Here is a 20,174-nt window from a genome sequence, read left to right as displayed (position 1 = left end):
GGTCGATCCCGAGCACCCGCACCTGCCCACCTCCTGCCGTCCGAACGTGTGTTCGCACGGCACGCTATCCGGCGGGGCCGACAGGTCGTACGCCGACACGCCCGCGGCGGGCCGCCGGCCAGGCCCAGGGATGGCCCGGGCGGGGCTCAGGCGTCCTGCAGCTGCTCCATGACCTCGTCGGCGATGTCGAAGTTGGCGTAGATGTTCTGCACGTCGTCGAGGTCCTCGAGCACGTCGACCAGGCGCAGCACCTTGCCGGCGGCATCGCTCTCGAGCTCCACCTGCATGTCGGGGCGGAACTCCGCCTCGGCGGAGTCGTAGTCGACGCCGGCTGCCTGCAGCGCGGTGCGGACCGCGATCAGGTCGGTGGGCTCGGAGAGCACCTCGAAGACCTCGCCGAGGTCGGCGACGTCCTCGGCGCCGGCCTCGAGGGTCGCCTCCAGGACGGTGTCCTCGTCGACCTCGCGGCCCTCCTGGTGCACCGGCACCACGACGACGCCCTTGCGGTGGAACAGGAACGACACCGAACCGGGATCGGCCAGCGAGCCGCCGTTGCGGTTCATCGCGGTGCGGACCTCCATCGCGGCCCGGTTCTTGTTGTCGGTCAGGCACTCGATGAGCATCGCGACGCCGCCGGGGCCGTAGCCCTCGTACATGATCGTCTGGTAGTCCGCTCCCCCGGTCTCCGCGCCGGAGCCGCGCTTGAGGGCGCGGTCGATGTTGTCGTTGGGGACCGAGGCCTTCTTGGCCTTCTGGACCGCGTCGTAGAGCGTCGGGTTGCCGGACAGGTCACCGCCGCCCATCCGTGCCGCGACCTCGACGTTCTTCACCAGCTTGGCGAACATCTTGCCGCGCTTGGCGTCGACGATGGCCTTCTTGTGCTTCGTGGTCGCCCACTTGGAGTGGCCTGACATGCGGTCCCTCTTCAGTCCTCGGTGCGGTGACGGCTCGTACGGCTCGTGCGATGACGATGGCGGCCCGGAGGCCGGGCCCCGAGCCTACCTCTGACGGGCGGTCAGGCCAGAGCGGTGACCCCGTCGAGGAACAGCCGGTGCACCCGCAGGTCCGCCCCCACCTCGGGATGGAACGAGGTGGCCAGCAACGGGCCCTGGCGTACGGCGACCGCGTGGCCGGCGGCCCGGGCGAGCACCTCGACGTCCGGGCCGACCTCCTCGACCCACGGCGCGCGGATGAAGACGGCGTGCACCGGGTCGGCCAGCCCGGTCATCGTCAGCTCGGTCTCGAAGGAGTCGACCTGGCGACCGAAGGCGTTGCGGCGCACGGTCACGTCGAGCCCGCCGAAGGTCTGCTGGCCGCGTTCGCCGTCCAGGACGCGGTCGGCGAGCAGGATCATCCCGGCGCAGGTGCCGAGCACGGGCAGCCCGGCCGCGATGCGCTCGCGCAGCGGCTCGAGCAGGCCGAAGGTGCGGGCCAGCCGGGCGATGGTCGTGGACTCGCCACCGGGCAGGACCAGCGCGTCGCAGCGGTCGAGCTCCTCGACGCGGCGCACGCGTACCGCGGCCACGCCGAGCGCCTCCAGAGCCACAACGTGCTCGCGCACGTCGCCCTGCAGGGCCAGCACGCCGACGGTCGGGCCCGGGGTGGAGGAGGGCGCGGGGGGCTGGGTCACTGGCCGATCCTAGGAGGCGTTCCGCCGAGTACCCGGGCCCGGTCCCGGCTGCTCACGGCACCGGGCGCGGGTCCCGGGCGGACTGGGTGGGCGTTTCCCGGTGGGGCTGGCGGGACGAGCCCGGGGCCGGCTACCAGCCGCGCTGGGCGAGCCGGTGCGGCTCGGGGAGCTCCTCGACGTTGATGCCCACCATCGCCTCGCCCAGCCCGCGGGAGACCTTGGCGATCATGTCGGGGTCGTCGTAGAAGGTGGTGGCCTTCACGATCGCGTCCGCACGCTCGGCGGGGTTGCCGGACTTGAAGATGCCCGAGCCCACGAACACGCCGTCAGCGCCGAGCTGCATCATCATCGCGGCGTCGGCGGGGGTGGCGATGCCGCCGGCGGTGAAGAGCACGACGGGCAGCGAGCCGCGCTCGGCGACCTCGCGGACCAGGGCGTACGGCGCCTGCATCTCCTTGGCGGCGACGTAGAGCTCCTGCTCGTCGAGCCCGGCGAGCCGGCGGAGCTCGCCGCGGATGGTGCGCATGTGCATGACCGCGTTGGAGACGTCGCCGGTCCCGGCCTCGCCCTTCGAGCGGACCATGGCCGCGCCCTCGTTGATCCGGCGCAGCGCCTCGCCGAGGTTGGTCGCCCCGCAGACGAAGGGGACGGTGAAGGCCCACTTGTCGATGTGGTGGGTGTAGTCGGAGGGGGTCAGCACCTCGGACTCGTCGACGTAGTCGACGCCCAGGCTTTGCAGCACCTGCGCCTCGACGAAGTGCCCGATCCGGGCCTTGGCCATCACCGGGATCGACACGGCGGCCTGGATGCCCTCGATCATGTCGGGGTCGCTCATCCGGGCCACGCCACCCTGGGCGCGGATGTCGGCCGGCACGCGCTCCAGCGCCATCACCGCGACCGCGCCGGCGTCCTCGGCGATCTTCGCCTGGTCGGCGGTGACCACGTCCATGATCACCCCACCCTTGAGCATCTCCGCCATCCCGCGCTTGACGCGGTCGGAGCCGGTCGTGGGGGTCGTGGCGGCGGGGTCGTGCTGGGTCTCGGACATGCCCCGATCGTACGTCCGGCGCCCCACCCCCGACCCCACCGGGCCAGAGGTCCCAGACGCCCGGGATCCGCAGGTCAGACGCGGGTCAGACGCGGGTCAGACGGTCGCGGGACCGGCGTCGGCCGCCACGGCCTGGCGGTGCACCTTGCGGATCCGGAAGACCACCGTCGCGGTGTTCGCCACGGCCAGGATCCACAGCGCGACGTAGGTGAACCACTCGAGCCCGAAGATCGCACCGAGGCCGGTCGCGACCAGGATCAGCACCAGCCGGTCGGCGCGCTCGGCGACGCCGCCGCGCGCGTCCATGCCCAGCGACTCGGCGCGGGCCCGGGCGTAGGAGGTGACCGCGCCCATCACCACGCAGTACAGCGACAGGCACAGGTAGAGGTAGTTGTCGCCGGGCCCGGCGAAGTAGAGGACCAGGCCCCCGAAGACGGCGCCGTCGCCGATCCGGTCCAGCGTGGAGTCCCAGAAGGCGCCGAACTTCGAGGTACGTCCCGACAGCCGCGCCATCTGCCCGTCGACGAGGTCGCTGAAGACGAACGCGGTGATGACCAGGACCCCGGTCAGCAGCATGCCCTGCGGGAAGAAGATCAGCGCCCCGGCGGCGACCCCGAGGGTCCCCACGAGCGTCACCGCGTCCGGGCTGATGCCCAGGCGCAGGAAGAGGCGGACGAACGGCATCAGCACGACGCCCTGCCAGAAACCCTTGAACCGCTCCAACATGGTGACCGCAGGCTAGCGGTCCCCCGAGCCCGTACGGACCGGCGGCCCGCGCGGTCGCGCATAGCAAGGGCACAGTGCCGGCGCGGGCCGGCCGGACGAGCGGCCCGCGCGCGGGCGCCGCCCGGCTCGATGCAGCAGGCGTAGTGTCGGTGCACGGGGCCATCCAGGCCCTCCACGACAGGACAGCCATGAGCGACAAGTCACCGCGCCAAGCCATGTCCAAGAAGTCCGGCGCCTCCCTCAAGGAGAAGCGCGAGGCCAAGCGCAACAAGTCCGACGCCGCCTCGCAGGCCATCAGCGCCGTCGAGAAGGTCGTGAGCAAGAAGAAGAAGTAGCCCGCGCCCGGGCCGGCGCCCAGGGGTCCTAGCCCCAGGCGTCGGCCAGCAGGCCCCGGGTGTCGATCCAGCGTCAAGGGCGGGGAGTGTCGCCGAACGTCACGTCGTCGAGGCTCGACACGGTACGGACACCGTTCGTCCGGCCGTGTCCGGCCCGGCCGTCTCCGGTCCGGTCGACGAGGACCGCTCCAAGACCGGCACGCAGCGCGCCGCGTACGTCGTCCTCCAGGCTGTCGCCGACCATCAACGCCTCCGAGGCGTGTACGCCGACCCGTGCGAGCGCCCCACGGAAGGCGCGCTGATCCGGTTTCCCGGCCGGGAGCGACGAGGACGCGACGAGGGTGCTGACCTCGTCCTCCAGCCCGAGCAGGCGGAGCTTCCGTCGCTGCTGCTCCTCGTCACCGTTGGTGAGCACCACGACCGCGAGCCCGGCGGACCGGGCGCGTCGGAGCGCCGGCACGGCGTCGTCGAACAGCGTCCAGCCGGCCTCGTACCGCCTGAGGTAACCGCCGAAGAGATCGTCCGCGTCGTCGTCGCTGACGTCGAGCGACAGGAGCTCGCGCACCCGGGCCCGTCGCTGCTCGGCGAAGGTGACCTCGCGACGCTGATAGCGCCCGTAGTGGACCGCGGAGATGGCCGACCAACGCCGACGGACCTCGACGTCGTGGATACCGTGCTCGGCCGCAAAGGCGACGACCGCAGCGTCAGCTGCACCCTCCTGGTCCACGAGGGTGTCGTCGAGGTCGAACAGCACGGCCTTCAGCACGTGGGGTGGCTCCGGTGGTCGGGCGGGACGAGGACGTCCGCGATCGAGCAGGGTCCTAGCCCCAGGCGTCGGCCAGCAGGCCCCGGGTGTCGGTGAGCAGCTCGGGCAGCGTCTTGGTGCGCCCGATCACCGGCATGAAGTTCTGGTCGCCGGGCCACCGCGGCACGACGTGCTGGTGCAGGTGCGCCGCGATCCCGGCCCCGGCGATGTCGCCCTGGTTCATGCCGACGTTGAAGCCGGCGGCGTTCGAGACCCGCCGCAGGGTCCGCATCGCGGTGCGGGTCAGGTCGGCCATCTCAGCGGCCTCGGCGTCGGTGGTCTCGGTGTAGTCCGCGATGTGGCGGTAGGGGCAGACCAGGAGGTGCCCGGGGGCGTACGGGTAGAGGTTCAGCACGGCGAAGACCAGCTCGCCGCGGTGCACGACCAGGCCCTCGTCGTCCGGCTGGGAGGGGATCCGGCAGAACGGGCAGGTGCCCGCGGTGTCGTCCTCGGGCTTGTTCTCGCCGCGGATGTAGGCCATCCGGTGCGGGGTCCACAGGCGCTCGAGGCCGTCGGGCTCGCCGAGACCGTCCTGGCGCAGCACCTCGGTGCCGTCGGTGCCGGTGGTGCCGTCTGGCGTGCTCACTGTTCTCCTTCGTCGTCGGTGCTCATCGCGGGCGTCCCGCTGGGGGCCGGCTCGTCGAAGGCGTCGGCCAGCAGCACCTCGACCGGCACGTCGCGCTCCAGCACCACCCCGCGGGTCGCGGCCAGGCCGGCGATCTGGTGGAAGATCGCCTCGCTGAGGCGCTCGACGAAGGCGGGGGCGGCGGGCTCGCGGACCGCACGGCCCATCCACCGGCGTACGGCGGTGAACACCGCGCCCACCATCCCGAAGACCAGGGGGTCCAGGGACTGGCGGTCGTCGTCGTCGAGGCGGACCCCGAGGACCTGGACGGCCATCGAGAACAGGTCCTCGATCTGCTGGGCGATCTGCGCGATCGCGGCCTCCATGTGGGACCCGCCGCCGTTGGGCGGCTCCTGCTCGGCGAAGCGGTGCAGCGCGGGGTGGGCCGCGGCCCAGCCGACGTACGCCGCGATGATCCGCTTCACGATGTCCAGCGGCGTCCCGTCGAGGGACACCACGGGCTGGACCTCGTCGCGGATCTGCTCGACGATCCGTTCGCGCACCGCGCCGTCGAGGTCGGCGCGGTCGTCGAAGTGTCGGTAGACGACGGTGCGGCTCAGCCCGGCCGCCACGGCGACCTCCTGCACCTTCACCTCGACGCCGGGGCCGACCTCCTCGAGCACGTCGAGGGCGGCGTCGAGGATGTGCTGGCGGCGGACGAGGTTGTGGCGGTCCCACCGGGCCTGGCGCCCGTCGGTGCCCTTGCCCCCCGTGCCCGCCATGTCATCCCCGTCTCGCTGCTCGTCTCCCCCGGGCGACGACCGCCCCGGGAGTCCGCACAGCGTAGTCGCGCAGGGACCGGTCGCGACCGCCCCTGGCGATGGCCGCCGCCTCACCCGGGTCGAGCACCTTGACCCGCGGCCGCCCGAGCACCTCGCCGCGGCGGCGCTCCTCGGCGTCGAGGCGGCGCCACGCGGCGAGGTCGAGCGCGCCGGACTCGCGGCGCAGCCGGCGTCGCAGGTCGGTACGCCGGGCCCGGGCCGCGGGCCCGTCGACCGCGTCGGCGCGGTGGCCCACGTCGAGGTCGTCGAGCAGCACCTCGACGGTCTCCTGGGCGTCGGTCTTGTTGGTGCCGATGAACCCGGTCGGGCCCCGTTTGACCCACCCCGCGACGTAGACGCCGGTGCGGACCCGGCCGCGCTCGTGCGGGACGGTGCCGGTCACGTCGTCGTACGGCAGGTCGGTCACCGGGTGCCCGCGGTAGCCGACCGAGCGCACCACGAGCCCGGTCGCCAGGTCCTCGGTCAGCCCCGTCGCGACGGCGGTGACCCGGCCGTCCACCTCGACCAGGCGGGTGCGCTCGACCCGCAGGCCGGTCACCCGCTCGCCGGCGGCGTCGCCCAGCACCTCCACGGGCCGGGTCAGGAACCGCAGCACCACGCGGGGCGTCCCGGCCGCCGGGCGGGGCAGGGCGGCGATCTCGGCCAGCACCCGCTCGCGCGGGGTCGTCCCGAGCGCCTCTCCCCCGGTGTCGACGACGACCTCGAGCCGGCCGGCCTCGGCCAGCCCGCGCAGCCCGACCAGCTCCGGCACGGTGAACGCGGCCTGCGCCGGTCCCCGCCGGCCGAGGACGACGACCTCCCGCACCCCGCCGGTGCGCAGGACGGCCAGGGCCTCGGTCGAGACGTCGGTGCCGGCCAGCACGGCCGGGTCGAGGGTCAGCACGCGGGCGACGTCGAGGGCGACGTTGCCGTTGCCGACCACCACCGCACGCTCGTGGGACAGGTCGACGGCCAGGGCGCGGCGGTCGGGGTGGCCGTTGTACCAGCCGACCAGGTCGGTCGCCGCGACCGAGCCGGCGAGGTCCTCGCCCGGCACGTCGAGGCGCCGGTCGGCCGAGGCGCCCACGGCGTAGACCACCGCGTCGTACGCCCCGGCGAGCTCGGCCAGCCGCACGTCGCGGCCGACCTCGACCCCGAGCAGGTAGCCGAAGCCCGGCTGGTCCTCGATCATCGCGAACAGCCGCTCGACCTGCTTGGTCGCCTGGTGGTCGGGCGCGACGCCGGAGCGGACCAGCCCGTACGGCGTGGGCAGCCGGTCGAGGACGTCGACCGTGACCTCGGGATGGCGCAGCAGCTCGTCGGCGACCTGGAGCCCGGCCGGTCCGGCACCGACGACCGCCACCGCGAACGGCCCGCTCGCACGCAGCCGGCGCTGGCGGGGCACGACGGCCAGCGGGGTGCGGTCGCGGTGCGGGAACACGGCGAAGTAGTCGGCGTTGAGCTGGCGGAACGGCTCCTGGTCGGGCGTCAGCGCGGTGTGCGGGACGACCGCGTCGACCGGGCAGGCCGTCGCGCAGGCGCCGCAGTCGACGCACGAGTCGGGGTCGACGTAGAGCATCTCGGCCTCGGCGAAGCCGGGCTCGCCGGGGGCGGGGTGCAGGCAGTTGACCGGGCAGGCCACGACGCACGAGGCATCGGCGCAGCAGGACTGCGTGACGACGTAGGGCACGTCAGTGCGCGGCGGAGGCCGGCTCGCTGCGGTAGCGCGAGGAGCGGCCGTCGATCTTCAGCAGCCGCCACAGCACCCGCGAGAGGCGGTTGGTCAGCCCGGCCTCCTCAGCCAGCATCCGCACGTCGGCGAACAGGTCGCGCAGCAGCTTGCGCGACTCCGGCCGGCGCCACCACAGGTCCTTGACGACGTGGCGCGGGATGCCCATCTCGCGCTGCGCACGGCGGCTGGGGACGATGATCTGGTCGCAGAGCACCCGCATGATCACCGGGAAGGCCAGCGAGAGCCAGAACCGCTGGACGAAGCCGAGCTGCGGGGCCTTGTGGGTGATGAACTCGTGGGCGAAGCCGATGTGGCGGGCCTCCTCGGCGACGTGGATCTGCATCACGCGGCGCAGCAGCGGGTGCAGGTCGTCGCCGGAGCGCAGCATCGACTTCTGCACGTGGTCGATCGGCTCCTCGCCGGCGAGCACGCCGACGAAGAACGCGACCGGCAGCCAGCGCGCGAACAGCGGCAGGAACGGCGCCAGCATCCGGAAGCCCCAGGTGCCCCCGGTGACGTCGACGCCGGTGCGGTTCACCAGCTCCTGGAACATCTGGGTGTGGTGGCACTCCTCGGTCGCCTCGTGGGTGGCGTACCGGAACTCGGGCGAGCCGTTGGGCCGGGTGAAGGAGTAGTTCATCAGCCCGGCGACCAGGATCTGCTCGAACTGCAGCCCCACCTTGGCGACGTTGGCCTGGCGGTAGCGGCCGACCTCGACCTGCCGGTCGTGCGGCAGCGCCTGGTACCACTCGTGGCTGCCCAGCGTGTCGATCGCCGGGAGCACCCACCGCGGGTCGTCGGGGCGGACCTCGTTCTCCGGGGCGTCCCAGGCGATGTCGGTGAACGCGTCGAAGTGCTGGGTCACCGACGCCTCGCTGAGCGTGCGGAGGCGGGCCTCGTACGCCGCCCGGCGCGCGTCGGCCTCGAGGTCCTGCCGGGCGTGCTGCGAGTGCTGCGTGAGCGTCATCGCCGTACCTCTCGCCGGGGAGTGTGGTGCTGGTCACTCAGGTTAGTGCGACGCCTTGTCACGTGTAAAGGGTTGAGTGCGACAGCGTGTCGCGACATCTGGACCACCTTTGTCGGCACCCTCCGGTCCGCCCGCCCGCTCGTCCGCCCGCGAGCGGATAGTCCCTGACGAAATCGTCGCGTCCCGGGCCGATCCGCGACGATTTCGTCAGGGACTATCTGGCTGGGCGCGTCCTGCGGCTGGCGCTGGCTCGGACGTTCGCCACCCTTCGTTGCTCCTACGTAGCAACCGTCGGCGCACCCGGCGGGGCAGGCCGCTGACCTGCGGCGACGTGGTCCACGCAGTCGGTCGCAACACCTTGCTACGCACGAGCAACCGTCCAGGGCGAAGACGGGCGGTCCGCGGGCAGCGTTTCGTGGGCGCGGCGCGGGCCGGCCGGACGGTCAGGCGGTGAAGGCGTCGACGACCAGAGCCGCGGTGGCGCGGGCGCGGGCCAGCTGGTCGTCGTCGGGGTCGCGCAGGCGCATCGCCAGGCAGCCGGTGACCACGACGAGCAGGTGGGCACCCAGCTCCTCCGCACGACCCTCCCCCGCCACCGGACCGGCGAGCGCGACCAGCCGGTCGCGCAGCAGGGTGGAGTCGCGGCGCACGGCGTCGGCCACCGCCTCCTCCGAGGTCGTGCCCTCGGCAGCGGCGCCCAGGAAGCTGCACCAGCGGGTCCGCCCGTAGGCCTCGCCGAACGAGGCGAGCGCGTCGAAGACGGCGAGCAGCCGGCCGCGGTCGTCGTCGGCCGCGGCGACCGCCGCCGCCCAGGCCTCGTCCCATCGGGCCAGCCGCCGGTCGAGGGTCGCGGCGAGCAGGCGGTCCTTGCTGCCGAAGTGGGCGTAGAGCGTCGCCGGCGCGACCTCGGCCCGGGCCAGCACGACGTCGACGGGCGTGGCCGCCCAGCCGCGGGTGGCGACGAGGTCGTCGGCGGCGTCGAGGAGCCGGTCGTGGGCGGGTGAGCGGGTGGCCATGACTCGACTGTAACGTGCGTTCTATGAAACGACCGTTTCAATCACTGCCCCTCGTCCTCGCCGGCACCGCCCTGGTCGCGGCCACCTACGGCCTGGTCCGGGGGGCGTACGGCCTGGTGCTCCCGGCCGTCCAGCAGGACCTCGGACTCAGCTCGGTCGACGCCGGGGTCGTGTCGGGCCTGACCTCGCTGGCCTACTGCGTCGCGGCGTCGCTCTCCCTGCTCACCTGCCAGCGCCACCCGCGCGCCGTCGTGCTGACCGCCGGCGTGGCCGGCACCCTCGGCGCGGCCGGCGTGGCCGCCGCCCCCACCGTCGGCTGGTTCGCCGCGTCGGTCGTCCTCGGCAGCGGCGGCGCCGGTGCCGTCTCCCCCGCCCTCGTGGTCCTGGTCGCCCGGGCGGTCCGAGGCGCCCGCTCGGCCGGCGCGCAGTCGCTGGTCAACGCCGGCCCCGGCCCAGGCCTCGTCGTGGCCGGGCTGCTGGCGCTGGCGGTCGGCCAGCAGTGGCGTACAGCGTGGGTGGTCGCCGCCGTGGTCACGGCCCTGGCCACCGCCTGGACGCTGCACGCCTCCCGCCACCTGGCCGCACCCGACGAGGACGGCCACAAGCAGGAGCACGGCGAGGCCGTCGACCTCTCCCCCGCCTGGATCGCCCCGGCCCTGGGCGCGTTCGCCTTCGGCGTCGGCAGCGCGGCGGTGTGGACCTACGGCCGGACCGTGCTGCAGGACGCCGGGGTCGCGCCGACCGACGCGATCCTGGCCTGGGTCGCGCTCGGCGTCGGCGCCGCCCTGTCGGCACCCGTCGCGCCCTGGCTGCTGCGCCGCGGACCGCACCGGGGCTGGGTGGCGTGCCTGGCGCTCACGGCGGCCGCGACCGTCCTGCTCGCCGTGGCCGACGACCGGTGGACCGGGTGGGCGGCGACCCTGCTGTTCGGGCTCGGGTTCAACGCCGGCACGACCGTGCTGATCGCCTACGCCGTGCAGGTCTCCCGCACCCCCGGGCCGGCGGCGTCGGCGTTCTTCGTCGCCGCGCTGCTCGGCCAGGCCGCCGGCGCGCCCCTGGTCGGCCGGCTGCTCGAGACCGGTCCCGGGACCGCCTTCGGCGCGGCCGCGGCGGCGACGCTGCTCGGCACGCTCTCGGCCGTCACCCGCCCCCGCGACCGCACCCGCAGCCGGGAGGCGTCAGCTCGGGTCGGCGAACCAGCGGCCCAGGTCGGCTGAGACGCCGGGGCAGGTCACGTTGTGGTCGCGCGAGTCGGCCAGCCACTGCCCCATCACCGGCTCCCCGCCCTGGATCGAGGAGTCCGGGCCGCACCGCGCGAGCGCCTCGGCCCGGGACGTCTCCCCCGCCGCGCGCCACTCCGGCAGGCCCAGCTCCAGGTCGCCGACGATCTCGGCCCACAGGTAGGCCGTGGAGTAGATCCCGACCTCGTAGCCCGCGTCCTCGTAGCCGCGCACGACCCCGCGCACCACGGCGGCGTTGGCCTCCAGGTCGCTGCTCCACTCGAAGTCGCTGACCGGCTCGACGTCGACCCACACCACCGGGGTCTCCAGGCCGGTCCGCTCCATCTCGGCGACGCCGAAGGCGGCCTGCTGGTAGCCGGTGTTGGCCAGCGCCCCGCCGGGGGTCGACCCGTCGTACGGCCCGTCGTCACCGACCGCCTCGAGCGCCTCGTCGTCGGGATAGCTGGTCACGGCGTACGACGCGAGCAGCCGCCCCGAGGAGCGGACGGACTCCACCTGGTCGGCCAGGCACGGGTTCTGGGTGAAGGCGGGCCCGTTGGTCAGGCCGATGATCACGTACTCCGCCTCCGGCAGCGGCGGCGGCAGCCCGAGGGTCGGCCGCTCCGGGATGCCCAGGCCCTTGGGGCACTGCGGCCAGGAGATGTCGGAGCCGAGCACGATCCCGGTGCGGGCCAGGTCGTCCTGCTCGCGGGCGCTCTGCTCGGCCAGCTCGGCGAGGTCGCCGAGCGCGTCCTCGTCGATGGACGGCGCGGACTCCGGGATCTGCGTCGGCGCCGCGGACGCCCCGTCGTCGGGCGCCGGGCCGGGCCGGTCGTCCTCGACGGCCGGCGCGGACGACACGACCTCCTCGGGCGACGGCTCCCCCTCCGACGACCCGCACCCGGCGAGCAGGAGCGCCGCCGCCGACACGGCGACGGCGACCCCCCGGGCGTACGACACCTGCACGCGCCGGGTCAGACCTGCGCGCGGGAGGCGACCGCGTCGACGACCCGCTGGATGGCCTCCTCGATCGGCACGCCGTTGTCCTGGTGGCCGTCGCGGTAGCGGAAGGAGACCGCGCCCGCCTCCACGTCCTGGTCGCCGGCGATGACCATGAAAGGCACCTTCTGCAGCTGGGCGTTGCGGATCTTCTTCTGCATCCGGTCGTCGGAGTCGTCGACCTCGACCCGGATCCCGCGCGCCTTCATCTGCCGCGCCACGTCGTACAGGTGGTCGGCGTGCCGCTCGGCGATCGCGATGCCCTGCACCTGGACCGGGGCCAGCCACGGGGGGAAGGCGCCGGCGTAGTGCTCGACGAGCACGCCGAGGAACCGCTCGATGGAGCCGAACTTGGCCGAGTGGATCATCACTGGGCGCTGGCGGGAGCCGTCGGCGGCCTGGTACTCGAGCTCGAAGCCGCGGGGCTGGTTGAAGTCGTACTGGATGGTCGACATCTGCCAGGTGCGCCCGATGGCGTCGCGGGCCTGCACGGAGATCTTGGGGCCGTAGTAGGCCGCCCCGCCGGGGTCGGGCACGAGCTCGAGCCCGGTGTCGGTGGCGACCTGGGCGAGCACCTCGGTGGCCCTGGCCCACTCGACCTCGTCGCCGACGAACTTGTCGGGCTTGGAGTCGTCGCGGGTGGACAGCTCGAGGTAGAAGTCGTCGAGGCCGAAGTCGCGCAGCAGGCTCAGCACGAAGTCGAGCAGGTGCTTGATCTCGCCGGGGGCCTGCTCGGGGGTGACGTAGGAGTGCGAGTCGTCCTGGGCGAACCCGCGCACGCGGGTCAGGCCGTGGATGACGCCGGACTTCTCGTAGCGGTAGACGTGCCCGAACTCGAAGAGCCGCAGCGGCAGCTCGCGGTAGGAGCGCCCGCGGGAGCGGAAGATCAGGTTGTGCATCGGGCAGTTCATCGCCTTGAGGCGGTACTCGTTGCCGTCGAGGCCGAAGGCCGGGAACATCCCCTCGGCGTAGTACGGCAGGTGCCCGGAGGTGTGGAAGAGCCCCTCCTTGGAGATGTGGGGCGTGCCGACGTAGTCGAAGCCCTCCTCGATGTGCCGGCGGCGGACGTAGTCCTCCATCTCCCGCTTGATCACCCCGCCCTTGGGGTGGAAGACGGGCAGGCCGGAGCCGATCTCGTCGGGGAAGCTGAACAGGTCGAGGTCGCGCCCGAGCTTGCGGTGGTCGCGGCGCTCGGCCTCCTCGATGCGGTGCAGGTGGGCGTCGAGCTCCTCCTTGGAGGGCCACGCGGTGCCGTAGATGCGCTGCAGCTGCTTGTTCTTCTCGTCGCCGCGCCAGTAGGCCGCGGCCGAGCGCATCAGGGTGAAGGCCGGGATCCGCTTGGTGGTGGGCAGGTGCGGCCCGCGACAGAGGTCGCTCCAGGCGGTCTCGCCCTTGCGGTTGACGTTGTCGTAGATCGTCAGCTCGCCGGCGCCGACCTCGACCGACGCGCCCTCGGCGGCGTCGTCGCTCTTCCCGCTGCCCTTGAGGCCGATCAGCTCGACCTTGTACGGCTCCTCGGCCAGCTCGCTCAGCGCGTCGGCGTCGGTGGTGACCCGCCGGGAGAACCGCTGGCCCTCCTTGATGATCTTGCGCATCCGGGTCTCGATCTTGGCGAGGTCCTCCGGCACGAACGGGGTCTCGACGTCGAAGTCGTAGTAGAAGCCGTCGACGACCGGCGGGCCGATCCCGAGCTTGGCGTCCGGGAAGAGGTCCTGCACGGCCTGGGCCATCACGTGCGCGGTGGAGTGGCGCAGGATGTCGAGCCCGTCGGGGCTGTCGATCGCGACCGGCTCGACCTCGTCGCCCTCGACCAGGTCGTGGGCGAGGTCCTTCAGCGCGCCGCCGACCCGCGCGGCGATGACCTCGGGCTCGTCGGCGAACAGCTGCCAGGCCTTGGTGCCGTCGTCCACCTGGGTGGTGGTCGTCTCCCGCTGGCCCTCACGCTCGGCGTGGGCGCGGACGACGTGGATCTCTGGCACCGGGTGCTCCTCGGTCGACTGCCCGGACGGTCTGCCCGGGCGGGGGCACGGCGCAGGGGCGCGCCGCCGGTCGATCGTAACGAGGACCGCCGACGCCGCGCGCCCCGGTTTGCCTCACATGTCGCGGTAGCGCTTGGACTGGGCGAGCTTCTCGCGGATCCGGTCGGCGTCGGCCGGGACGAAGCGCGAGAAGTCGCCGCCCTCGGTGTAGACGCCGGCGTAGGCGGCGGTGTCGCGCTGGAAGCGCCAGGACTCCGCCAAGGTGCCGGCGTCGTAGGCGTCGTAGCCGAGCGAGTCGAGGAACGTGGCGACCTCGCGCTTGGCGGGCATCTCGTCCCCGGCGATCATCAGCGTCGCGCGCTCGGGGTCGCCGGCCGGGCGGGCCTTGGTGCCGAGGTGCTCGAAGTAGATGTTGTTGAAGGTCTTCACGACGTGGCTCTCGGCCAGGTGGGCCTGGACCATCTCGCTGGTGGTCGTGGTCTCCTCGTCGAGCGCCTCGATCTGGCCGTCCCGCTCGGGGTAGTAGTTCAGCGTGTCCATCACGATCTTGCCGGCCAGCGGCTTCGCGGGGATGTCGGCCAGGGCCTTGAGGGGCACCGTCACGACGGCCAGCTCGGCGGCCTCGGCCGCCTCGGTCGCGGTGGCGGCGCGGGCGCGCGGGCCCAGCTGCTCGATCAGGTCGGCGAGCGTCTCCGGCCCGCGGGAGTTGGCGATCACGACCTCGTGACCCGCCGCGATCGCGAGCTTCGCGACGTTGCTGCCGATGTTGCCTGCTCCGATGATTCCGATGGTGGTCATGGGAGGGGAACGGACCTCCCGCCGCCGTCATTCCTGCGACGTCCGACGAGGGTCCGGCGGGACCGGTCGACCCGCCGACGGCGCGGGTGGTGGACGTGGGTGCGACCTCACGCCAAGGTGGTCCGACCCACATCGCCGACCCCACGAAGAGGTACCCAGATGAACACCCGGACCATCGCCATCGCGGCCCTTGTCATCGCCGTGATCCTGCTGCTGTTCTTCCTGCTCTGATCCACCCCTGACGCTCGATGCCCCGTCACCGTGAGGTGGCGGGGCATCGTCGTCTCGTCAGGCTCAGGCGGCGTTGCACTCCTCGACGGCGGCCTCGTACTCGGCCGACCCGACCCCCGCCTCGACGATCTCCCCGCCGAGCACGGCGTAGAACGCGTCGTCGTAGGTCGTGAACTGGTCACCGGACTCGCAGGTCACGACGCTCGGCAGCTCCGGCTGCCCGTCGACGCTGCAGCCCTGGTAGCCCGCGTCGAGGGTCTCGCCGTCGATCCAGACGTCGGCGCACTCCCCCAGCTCGTCGGCACGACCGGCGGTGCCGGACTCGTTGTTCTCGGTCTGGTCCGAGCAGGCGACACCGGTAGCGGCGAGGACGAGGGCGGAGATACCGAGGGCGATTCGCATGCTGCGACGGTACGGGCGCCCGCGGTCACCCCCCTGCCACCCTTGCGGGCGGTCCACCCGCCCGGCCGGTCCAGCCGGTCAGCCGTCGGTAGAGCGGGCCGCGTACACCTGGGCGGTGACCCAGGAGCCGTCGGCCAGGGCGACCTCGGCGGGCACCCGCTCGTACCCCTCCCCCTCGAACTCGTCGAGACGCGACCAGTGGTCGAGGAGGGCGGGCGAGGTGAGGACGGACCCTCGGACGGGCTCGCCCGCGGTCTCGAGGACCACGCTGCGGTACCCGGACGCGGCACCCCAGCCCTCGTCGACCAGCCGACCGGTCACGGCGCCCGGCTCCCAGCGTCCGGGGATGCCGGCCAGGACGTGCTCGTTGAGCTGGCCGGGGGCCAGGGTGCCGTAGACGAAGAGGCGGTCGGTCACGGCGCCGAGGATAGACCTGAGGGAACGCCTACAGGTCGATCCCACCCACCCAGCGCTCGCCGTCGTCGCCACCCCACGCGTCCCAGGCCACGCGGCCGGGCGAGGGGAACCCGTCCGTACCGCCGGTGAAGCCCTTCGCGTCCTTGTCCACCGCATGCCGCTTGAAGTAGGCCTGCATCTTGGTCACCTGCTCGTCGGTGAGCTTCTCCCCGGCGGCGAGCTGCCGGGCGCGGTGCTCACCGGTGTCGGTGAATCCCTTGCCGGCCTTGCCGTCCTCGATCCAGGACACGGCGCGCTCGGCGGTCTCCTGCACGCCCTTCGGCGGCTGGTGCCTGCCCTCGGCCACGACGCTCAGGCCTCGTCCAGGGTGGACTCCTTGTGGGCCGCCTTCGACCCGGACTTCGACGACTCGACGATCCAGTACGGCTCGTCATCGCTCGCCTTGAACTTCTGGTTGTCGTGCTGGAACTCGGAGGTCTTCTTCTCGACCGCTTTGCCCTCGGTCTTGCCCTGCGGGGTGTTCCAGGTGACCTTGTCGCCCTTGCTGATAGCCATGGGTCGGAGAGTAGGTCGGGCGGGGGCCGGGGCCCCCGCCCGTCGGGGTGACCGGGTCAGAGCCCCGTCTGGTTCACGCCGTAGGTCGCCTGCTCGAGGGTGTGACCCTCGCACTGCAGCTGCTCGATCAGCCCGGTCCGGGAGAACGACGTGTAGGGCAGGTCGGCGGCTGGCCCCGTGTGCCTGAGGACGCGGCGGGGCGCGTCGTGGGGCACGCGAGGCGCCGGTCCGGTCTCGCCCCTGAGAGCACGCGGAGCGGGTGTCCGCGCTCATCTGAGGCGTGGGGGCGACCAGGGCTGCGCTTCGTCCGGCGACCGGCCGGATCTGTGTTCCCCTTGCCGTCCCCCCGGCTACAGATCGGCATCCCCCCCATGGTCGAGATGGCCGCCGCCCGCCCCTTCTCCTTCGACGACCCCAGCCGGCACGTGCTCGACGCCGCCCGGCTGCGGTCGCTGCGCAGCACCGGCCTGCTGACGACCTGCCACCAGCCGGCCCTCGACGCGATCACCCGCCTCGCCGCCTTCGCGACCAACTCCCCCACCGCCCTGGTGTCGTTGGTCGACGCCGAGCGGCAGGTCTTCCCCAGCCACCACCACGGACCCGAGGGCGCGGATGAGAGTCCCGCGGAGACGCCGTTGGCGATGTCGTTCTGCAAGTACGTCGTCGCCAACGACGCCCCGCTGGTCGTCGAGGACGCCCGCACCCACCCCGACCTGTCGCAGCACCCGGGCACGACCGAGGGCGGCGCGGTGGCGTACGCCGGGGTGCCCCTGCACGACCCGGCCGGTCAGGTGCTGGGTGCGCTGTGCGTGACGGACGTGGTGCCGCGGCACTGGACCGAGAAGCACCTCGACGGGCTGCGTGACCTCGCGACCGCGGCCGAGACCAAGATCGCGCTGCGCCTGAGCCGCCGAGAGACCCACCTGGACCGCGAGCGGCTGATGCACGTGCTCGACGGGGCCGCGAACACGATGGTCGTCATCGCCTCCTCGGACGGCGTGATCGCGACGATGAAACGGCACGTCGCCACGTTGTTCGGTCGTGACGCGTCGTCGTTCGTCGGCTCGTGGACCCTCGCGGACCTGGCGAGCCTCGCCGAGCCCGGCACCCGGCCGGCCGACCCGGGTGAGTCGCAGGACTGGACCGTGAGGACGAGCCACGGCCGGCAGCGCGTCATCTCGGTGAGGGTCAGCACGCTGCTCGACAACTACGGCGACGTCGAGGGCTACGTCCTGGTCGGCGACGACGTCAGCGCGCACCGGCGCGCCGAGCGGGTGCTGCAGGACACCGTCGAGCGGCAGGCCGAGGCCGTACGCCGCCTCGAGGCGCTCGACACCGCCCGCAGCGACTTCATCGCCACCGCCAGCCACGAGCTGCGGACACCGGTGACGAGCATCAACGGCTTCACCGAGCTCCTCACCGAGGGCGTCGTCGGCGAACTCACCCCGCCCCAGCGCGACCTCGTCGACCGGATCGGCCGCAACAGCCGTCGGCTGCTGCACCTGACCGAGGACCTGCTCAACCTGGCGCGCCTGGACGCGACCATCCCGGACGTCCGTACGGCGGTCGCCATCGCTCCGCTCGCCGTCCGCGCCTGGGAGAGCATCCAGCCCGAGCTCGGCACGCGCGCCCTCGAGGCCGTCCTCGAGGTCGAGCCCGTCGACGTCGTCGTGATGGGCGACCCCGTGCAGCTCGAGCGGGCGCTGCTGAACCTGCTCACCAACGCCGTCAAGTTCACCCCGGACGGCGGTGCCGTCAGGCTCGCGGTACGCCCCCACGAGGCCGGCGTGGTCCTCGAGGTCTCCGACACCGGCCGCGGCATCGCCGCGGACGAGCAGGCAGACGTCTTCGAACCGTTCTTCCGCACCCGCGACACCCACGAGAAGGCCACCCCGGGCTCGGGCGTGGGGCTGACGGTGGTCAAGCGGGTGGTCGAGGCCCACGGCGGGCACGTGCTGCTGGACTCCGAGGTCGGCCGGGGGACGACGGTACGGGTCGTGCTGCCGGCCTGAGGCCGCGAGGCTCAGTCGGTGAGGGTGGGCTTCCAGGTCTCCAGCTCTGAGGTGGCGTAGGGACGCCACACGACCTCGTAAGCCCTGGCTGATCTGCTCGCCTTCCCGGTGTTGTAGTCAAACCCCCCGGTGTACGTGGCGACCCAGCCCGACTTCTCCTTCTGCGGGATCGTGTTGATGACGTAGTCGTTGCCACGCTCAGCGGCGAAGGCTTGATACGTCGAGGGCGACTCCGCCAGCGCGATGTCCTGGTCTGTCACGACCTGAACCACCAGCTCGGCGGCTCCTTCGGCGCGGGCGACGTCCGCAACGAGAAGCTTCACCTGCTCCTTGTAGTCCTCGGTCGAGTAGTCGAACTCTTGCGTCGACACCCAGTAGGAGGTCAGCCGGGCCGGCCCCTGATTCCGATCGACCACCACCACGTCGTACTGCGGGCCCGCGTAGGCGTACGGCTCCTCCGCGACAGCCGTGGGCTGCTCCGGCTTCTCTGAGGTGAGTTCCGGCGCATCGGACGCTGTCTGCGGCGTGGGGCTGGGCTCGCTGGGCACCCCGCTCGGCTCGCTAGGCATCGCGTTCGGCTCAGTCGAGGGTGTCGGGCTTCCCGGCGCGGCAGTCGGCTCGGTCGGCGTACCTCCGCTCATCAGGACAGCGCCGGTGATGCCGCCGACCACGACCAGTGCGGCCAGGCCACCGATCCCGATCAGCAGACCCTTCGGCATCGCCTTCTTCGGGCGCCGGAACAGGAGCTCGGTCCGCACCCTGCCGGGTGTCTGGGTCTCGAGCTCCCAGCCCTCCTGTGCCCACTTCGCGATGGTCCTGGCTTCAAGGCCGCGGACGGCCTTCACGGACTTGGTCTCGTACCGCACGTCGTCTTGGACCATGCAGGTTCTCTGGCTCCCGGCTTCACTCATCGCTCGCGGACGGCGGCGAGCGTAACAACGACCGAGGCCGGGTACTCGGTGATTGGGCACGCCTGCGAATGCCCGTGTCGAACAGACGCGGCGCCGTGCCTCAGCGGTGAAGGAACTCCACCGTCGCCGCGTTGACCTCGTCAGGGTTGGAGGCGCTGAGGAAGTGCTGCCCGCCCTCGACGATCCGCAGGTCGGTGTCGGCGGCGTTGACGAACCGGCCGATCTCGTCCTCGGCGTTGGCCACCGAGTAGACCGCGTCGGCGGTCCCCTGCATCCACAGCACCGGGCAGCGCACACCGTCCAGCCGGCCGTGCAGGCCGTCGCGGTCGCGCAGGTTGATGGTGGCGACCCGCAGGCGGTGACGTCCGGCGTCCCCGGTGTAGTTCTGCGCGTAGGTCCTGTGCCAGAACGCGCGCTCGTCGTCGGAGACTGCGTCGCCGAGACCGGCGCCGAGGACGGCGTCGACGAACTCCCCCGGGACGACCCAGTCGTCGCCCACGGGCTCGGCCAGGGCGTCGATCGAGGGCGTGCAGAAGTCGAGGCCGTCCCAGCACCCCAGGTCGCGGCTGCGCTGGCTCTCGTAGTCCATCGAGGTGCCGAGCGGGACGATCCCCTGGATCACGTCGGGCGCGAGGATGGCCATCCGGGTGGCCACCCAGCCGCCCTGCGAGGTGCCCAGCACGAAGGCGCGCGGGATGCCGAGGGCCCCGAGGACCTGCAGGTTGGCGATCGCGCTGTCCCAGTAGGTGAACTGCGCGTACCCCGCGCGCGTCGCACCGTGGCCGTACAGCTCGATGGCCAGCAGGTTGGCGGCCTCACCGAGCCCGGCGTGCGCGAACTGCGGCCGGTAGAGCTCCACCGAGGTGCTGAACGAGTTGACCATCACCAGCGTCGGGAGCGCGGGGTCGTACGGCTTCCCGAGCCGGTAGCCGATGGTGGACCCGCCGAGGTGCGGGACGGTGACTGTCTGGGCCTCGTTGCTCATCGCGTCTCCTGTGGTCTGGG

At 72.6% G+C, this 20,174-nt stretch carries 23 protein-coding genes; 3 read left to right on the top strand and 20 right to left on the bottom strand.

From position 1 onward, the window contains the following. Positions 1-146 precede the first annotated feature (146 nt). The 4 genes from GV155_RS08070 to pgsA all read right to left on the bottom strand — a co-directional run bounded on the left by GV155_RS08070 (position 147) and on the right by pgsA (position 3,404). Positions 147-914, bottom strand: coding sequence for a YebC/PmpR family DNA-binding transcriptional regulator (locus tag GV155_RS08070; protein ID WP_160006899.1), 768 nt, complete (start codon positions 912-914; stop codon positions 147-149). 101 nt (positions 915-1,015) lie between these two features. After that, a complete protein-coding gene (pdxT, locus tag GV155_RS08065) occupies positions 1,016-1,630 on the bottom strand; it encodes a pyridoxal 5'-phosphate synthase glutaminase subunit PdxT (protein ID WP_236554156.1) in 615 nt (204 codons plus the stop codon). Positions 1,631-1,760: 130 nt separating this feature from the next. Further along, the gene (pdxS, locus tag GV155_RS08060; RefSeq protein WP_160006897.1) at positions 1,761-2,678 is read right to left on the bottom strand and encodes a pyridoxal 5'-phosphate synthase lyase subunit PdxS; all 918 of its coding nucleotides are present in this window, start codon (positions 2,676-2,678) and stop codon (positions 1,761-1,763) included. 96 nt (positions 2,679-2,774) lie between these two features. Beyond that, positions 2,775-3,404, bottom strand: coding sequence for a phosphatidylinositol phosphate synthase (gene pgsA / locus GV155_RS08055; protein WP_160006894.1), 630 nt, complete (start codon positions 3,402-3,404; stop codon positions 2,775-2,777). Positions 3,405-3,592: 188 nt separating this feature from the next. Here pgsA and GV155_RS20435 point away from each other — a divergent pair, with 188 nt between their 5' ends. Then, a complete protein-coding gene (locus GV155_RS20435) occupies positions 3,593-3,739 on the top strand; it encodes a hypothetical protein (protein ID WP_201300106.1) in 147 nt (48 codons plus the stop codon). 73 nt (positions 3,740-3,812) lie between these two features. Here GV155_RS20435 and GV155_RS08050 read toward each other — a convergent pair whose 3' ends face one another. From GV155_RS08050 to GV155_RS08025, 6 genes are all read right to left on the bottom strand, one after another. Beyond that, a complete protein-coding gene (locus GV155_RS08050; protein ID WP_160006891.1) occupies positions 3,813-4,505 on the bottom strand; it encodes an HAD family hydrolase in 693 nt (230 codons plus the stop codon). Between the two features lie 55 nt (positions 4,506-4,560). After that, positions 4,561-5,130 (bottom strand): HIT family protein, encoded by a 570-nt coding sequence (locus GV155_RS08045; RefSeq protein ID WP_236554155.1) that lies wholly within the window; start codon positions 5,128-5,130, stop codon positions 4,561-4,563. After that, a complete protein-coding gene (locus tag GV155_RS08040) occupies positions 5,127-5,891 on the bottom strand; it encodes a TetR/AcrR family transcriptional regulator (RefSeq protein ID WP_160006888.1) in 765 nt (254 codons plus the stop codon). The genes GV155_RS08045 and GV155_RS08040 overlap by 4 nt, the downstream gene beginning before the upstream one ends. 1 nt (position 5,892) lies before the next feature. Further along, the gene (locus GV155_RS08035; RefSeq protein ID WP_160006885.1) at positions 5,893-7,620 is read right to left on the bottom strand and encodes an FAD-dependent oxidoreductase; all 1,728 of its coding nucleotides are present in this window, start codon (positions 7,618-7,620) and stop codon (positions 5,893-5,895) included. Position 7,621: 1 nt separating this feature from the next. Then, complete coding sequence (locus tag GV155_RS08030) at positions 7,622-8,629, bottom strand: AurF N-oxygenase family protein (protein ID WP_160006882.1); 1,008 nt, start codon at positions 8,627-8,629, stop codon at positions 7,622-7,624. 443 nt (positions 8,630-9,072) lie between these two features. Further along, positions 9,073-9,645, bottom strand: coding sequence for a TetR/AcrR family transcriptional regulator (locus GV155_RS08025; RefSeq protein ID WP_160006879.1), 573 nt, complete (start codon positions 9,643-9,645; stop codon positions 9,073-9,075). A 23-nt stretch (positions 9,646-9,668) separates the two neighbouring features. Here GV155_RS08025 and GV155_RS08020 point away from each other — a divergent pair, with 23 nt between their 5' ends. After that, complete coding sequence (locus tag GV155_RS08020; RefSeq protein WP_160006876.1) at positions 9,669-10,862, top strand: MFS transporter; 1,194 nt, start codon at positions 9,669-9,671, stop codon at positions 10,860-10,862. On the opposite strand, the gene GV155_RS08015 is transcribed toward GV155_RS08020, so the two are convergent. The 8 genes from GV155_RS08015 to GV155_RS07980 all read right to left on the bottom strand — a co-directional run bounded on the left by GV155_RS08015 (position 10,824) and on the right by GV155_RS07980 (position 16,461). After that, the gene (locus GV155_RS08015) at positions 10,824-11,825 is read right to left on the bottom strand and encodes a hypothetical protein (RefSeq protein WP_160006873.1); all 1,002 of its coding nucleotides are present in this window, start codon (positions 11,823-11,825) and stop codon (positions 10,824-10,826) included. The two genes, GV155_RS08020 and GV155_RS08015, sit on opposite strands and share 39 nt — an antisense overlap. 14 nt (positions 11,826-11,839) lie before the next feature. After that, entirely contained in the window at positions 11,840-13,834 is a 1,995-nt protein-coding gene (gene thrS, locus GV155_RS08010) for a threonine--tRNA ligase (RefSeq protein WP_160011005.1), read from the bottom strand. Positions 13,835-13,957: 123 nt separating this feature from the next. After that, positions 13,958-14,641: an NADPH-dependent F420 reductase gene (locus GV155_RS08005; protein ID WP_160006870.1), complete on the bottom strand. Its 684-nt coding sequence runs from the start codon at positions 14,639-14,641 to the stop codon at positions 13,958-13,960. A gap of 294 nt (positions 14,642-14,935) precedes the next feature. Then, positions 14,936-15,274 (bottom strand): hypothetical protein, encoded by a 339-nt coding sequence (locus GV155_RS08000; RefSeq protein ID WP_160006867.1) that lies wholly within the window; start codon positions 15,272-15,274, stop codon positions 14,936-14,938. 78 nt (positions 15,275-15,352) lie between these two features. Then, complete coding sequence (locus tag GV155_RS07995; RefSeq protein WP_201300105.1) at positions 15,353-15,691, bottom strand: gamma-glutamylcyclotransferase family protein; 339 nt, start codon at positions 15,689-15,691, stop codon at positions 15,353-15,355. A 28-nt stretch (positions 15,692-15,719) separates the two neighbouring features. Further along, positions 15,720-16,037, bottom strand: a complete 318-nt coding sequence (locus GV155_RS07990) for a hypothetical protein (protein WP_160006863.1) — start codon at positions 16,035-16,037, stop codon at positions 15,720-15,722. A 5-nt stretch (positions 16,038-16,042) separates the two neighbouring features. Then, entirely contained in the window at positions 16,043-16,246 is a 204-nt protein-coding gene (locus tag GV155_RS07985) for a DUF2945 domain-containing protein (RefSeq protein ID WP_160006860.1), read from the bottom strand. Between the two features lie 56 nt (positions 16,247-16,302). Then, positions 16,303-16,461 carry an Ltp family lipoprotein gene (locus GV155_RS07980; protein ID WP_160006857.1) on the bottom strand — a complete coding sequence of 53 codons (159 nt, stop codon included), beginning with the start codon at positions 16,459-16,461 and terminating at the stop codon, positions 16,303-16,305. A 156-nt stretch (positions 16,462-16,617) separates the two neighbouring features. Here GV155_RS07980 and GV155_RS07975 point away from each other — a divergent pair, with 156 nt between their 5' ends. After that, positions 16,618-18,258, top strand: coding sequence for an ATP-binding protein (locus tag GV155_RS07975; RefSeq protein ID WP_160006854.1), 1,641 nt, complete (start codon positions 16,618-16,620; stop codon positions 18,256-18,258). Positions 18,259-18,269: 11 nt separating this feature from the next. On the opposite strand, the gene GV155_RS07970 is transcribed toward GV155_RS07975, so the two are convergent. Together GV155_RS07970 and GV155_RS07965 are read right to left on the bottom strand one after the other, a co-directional pair. After that, positions 18,270-19,139 carry a hypothetical protein gene (locus tag GV155_RS07970; protein WP_160006851.1) on the bottom strand — a complete coding sequence of 290 codons (870 nt, stop codon included), beginning with the start codon at positions 19,137-19,139 and terminating at the stop codon, positions 18,270-18,272. A 130-nt stretch (positions 19,140-19,269) separates the two neighbouring features. Beyond that, a complete protein-coding gene (locus tag GV155_RS07965) occupies positions 19,270-20,154 on the bottom strand; it encodes an alpha/beta fold hydrolase (RefSeq protein WP_160006848.1) in 885 nt (294 codons plus the stop codon). Positions 20,155-20,174: the final 20 nt, after the last annotated feature.

Origin of the sequence: Nocardioides sp. AX2bis (assembly GCF_902506435.1) — a bacterium.
Lineage (GTDB): Bacteria > Actinomycetota > Actinomycetes > Propionibacteriales > Nocardioidaceae > Nocardioides.
The sequence above is the reverse complement of the archived record's forward strand: the minus strand, read 5'-3'. Positions and strand labels throughout refer to the sequence as shown.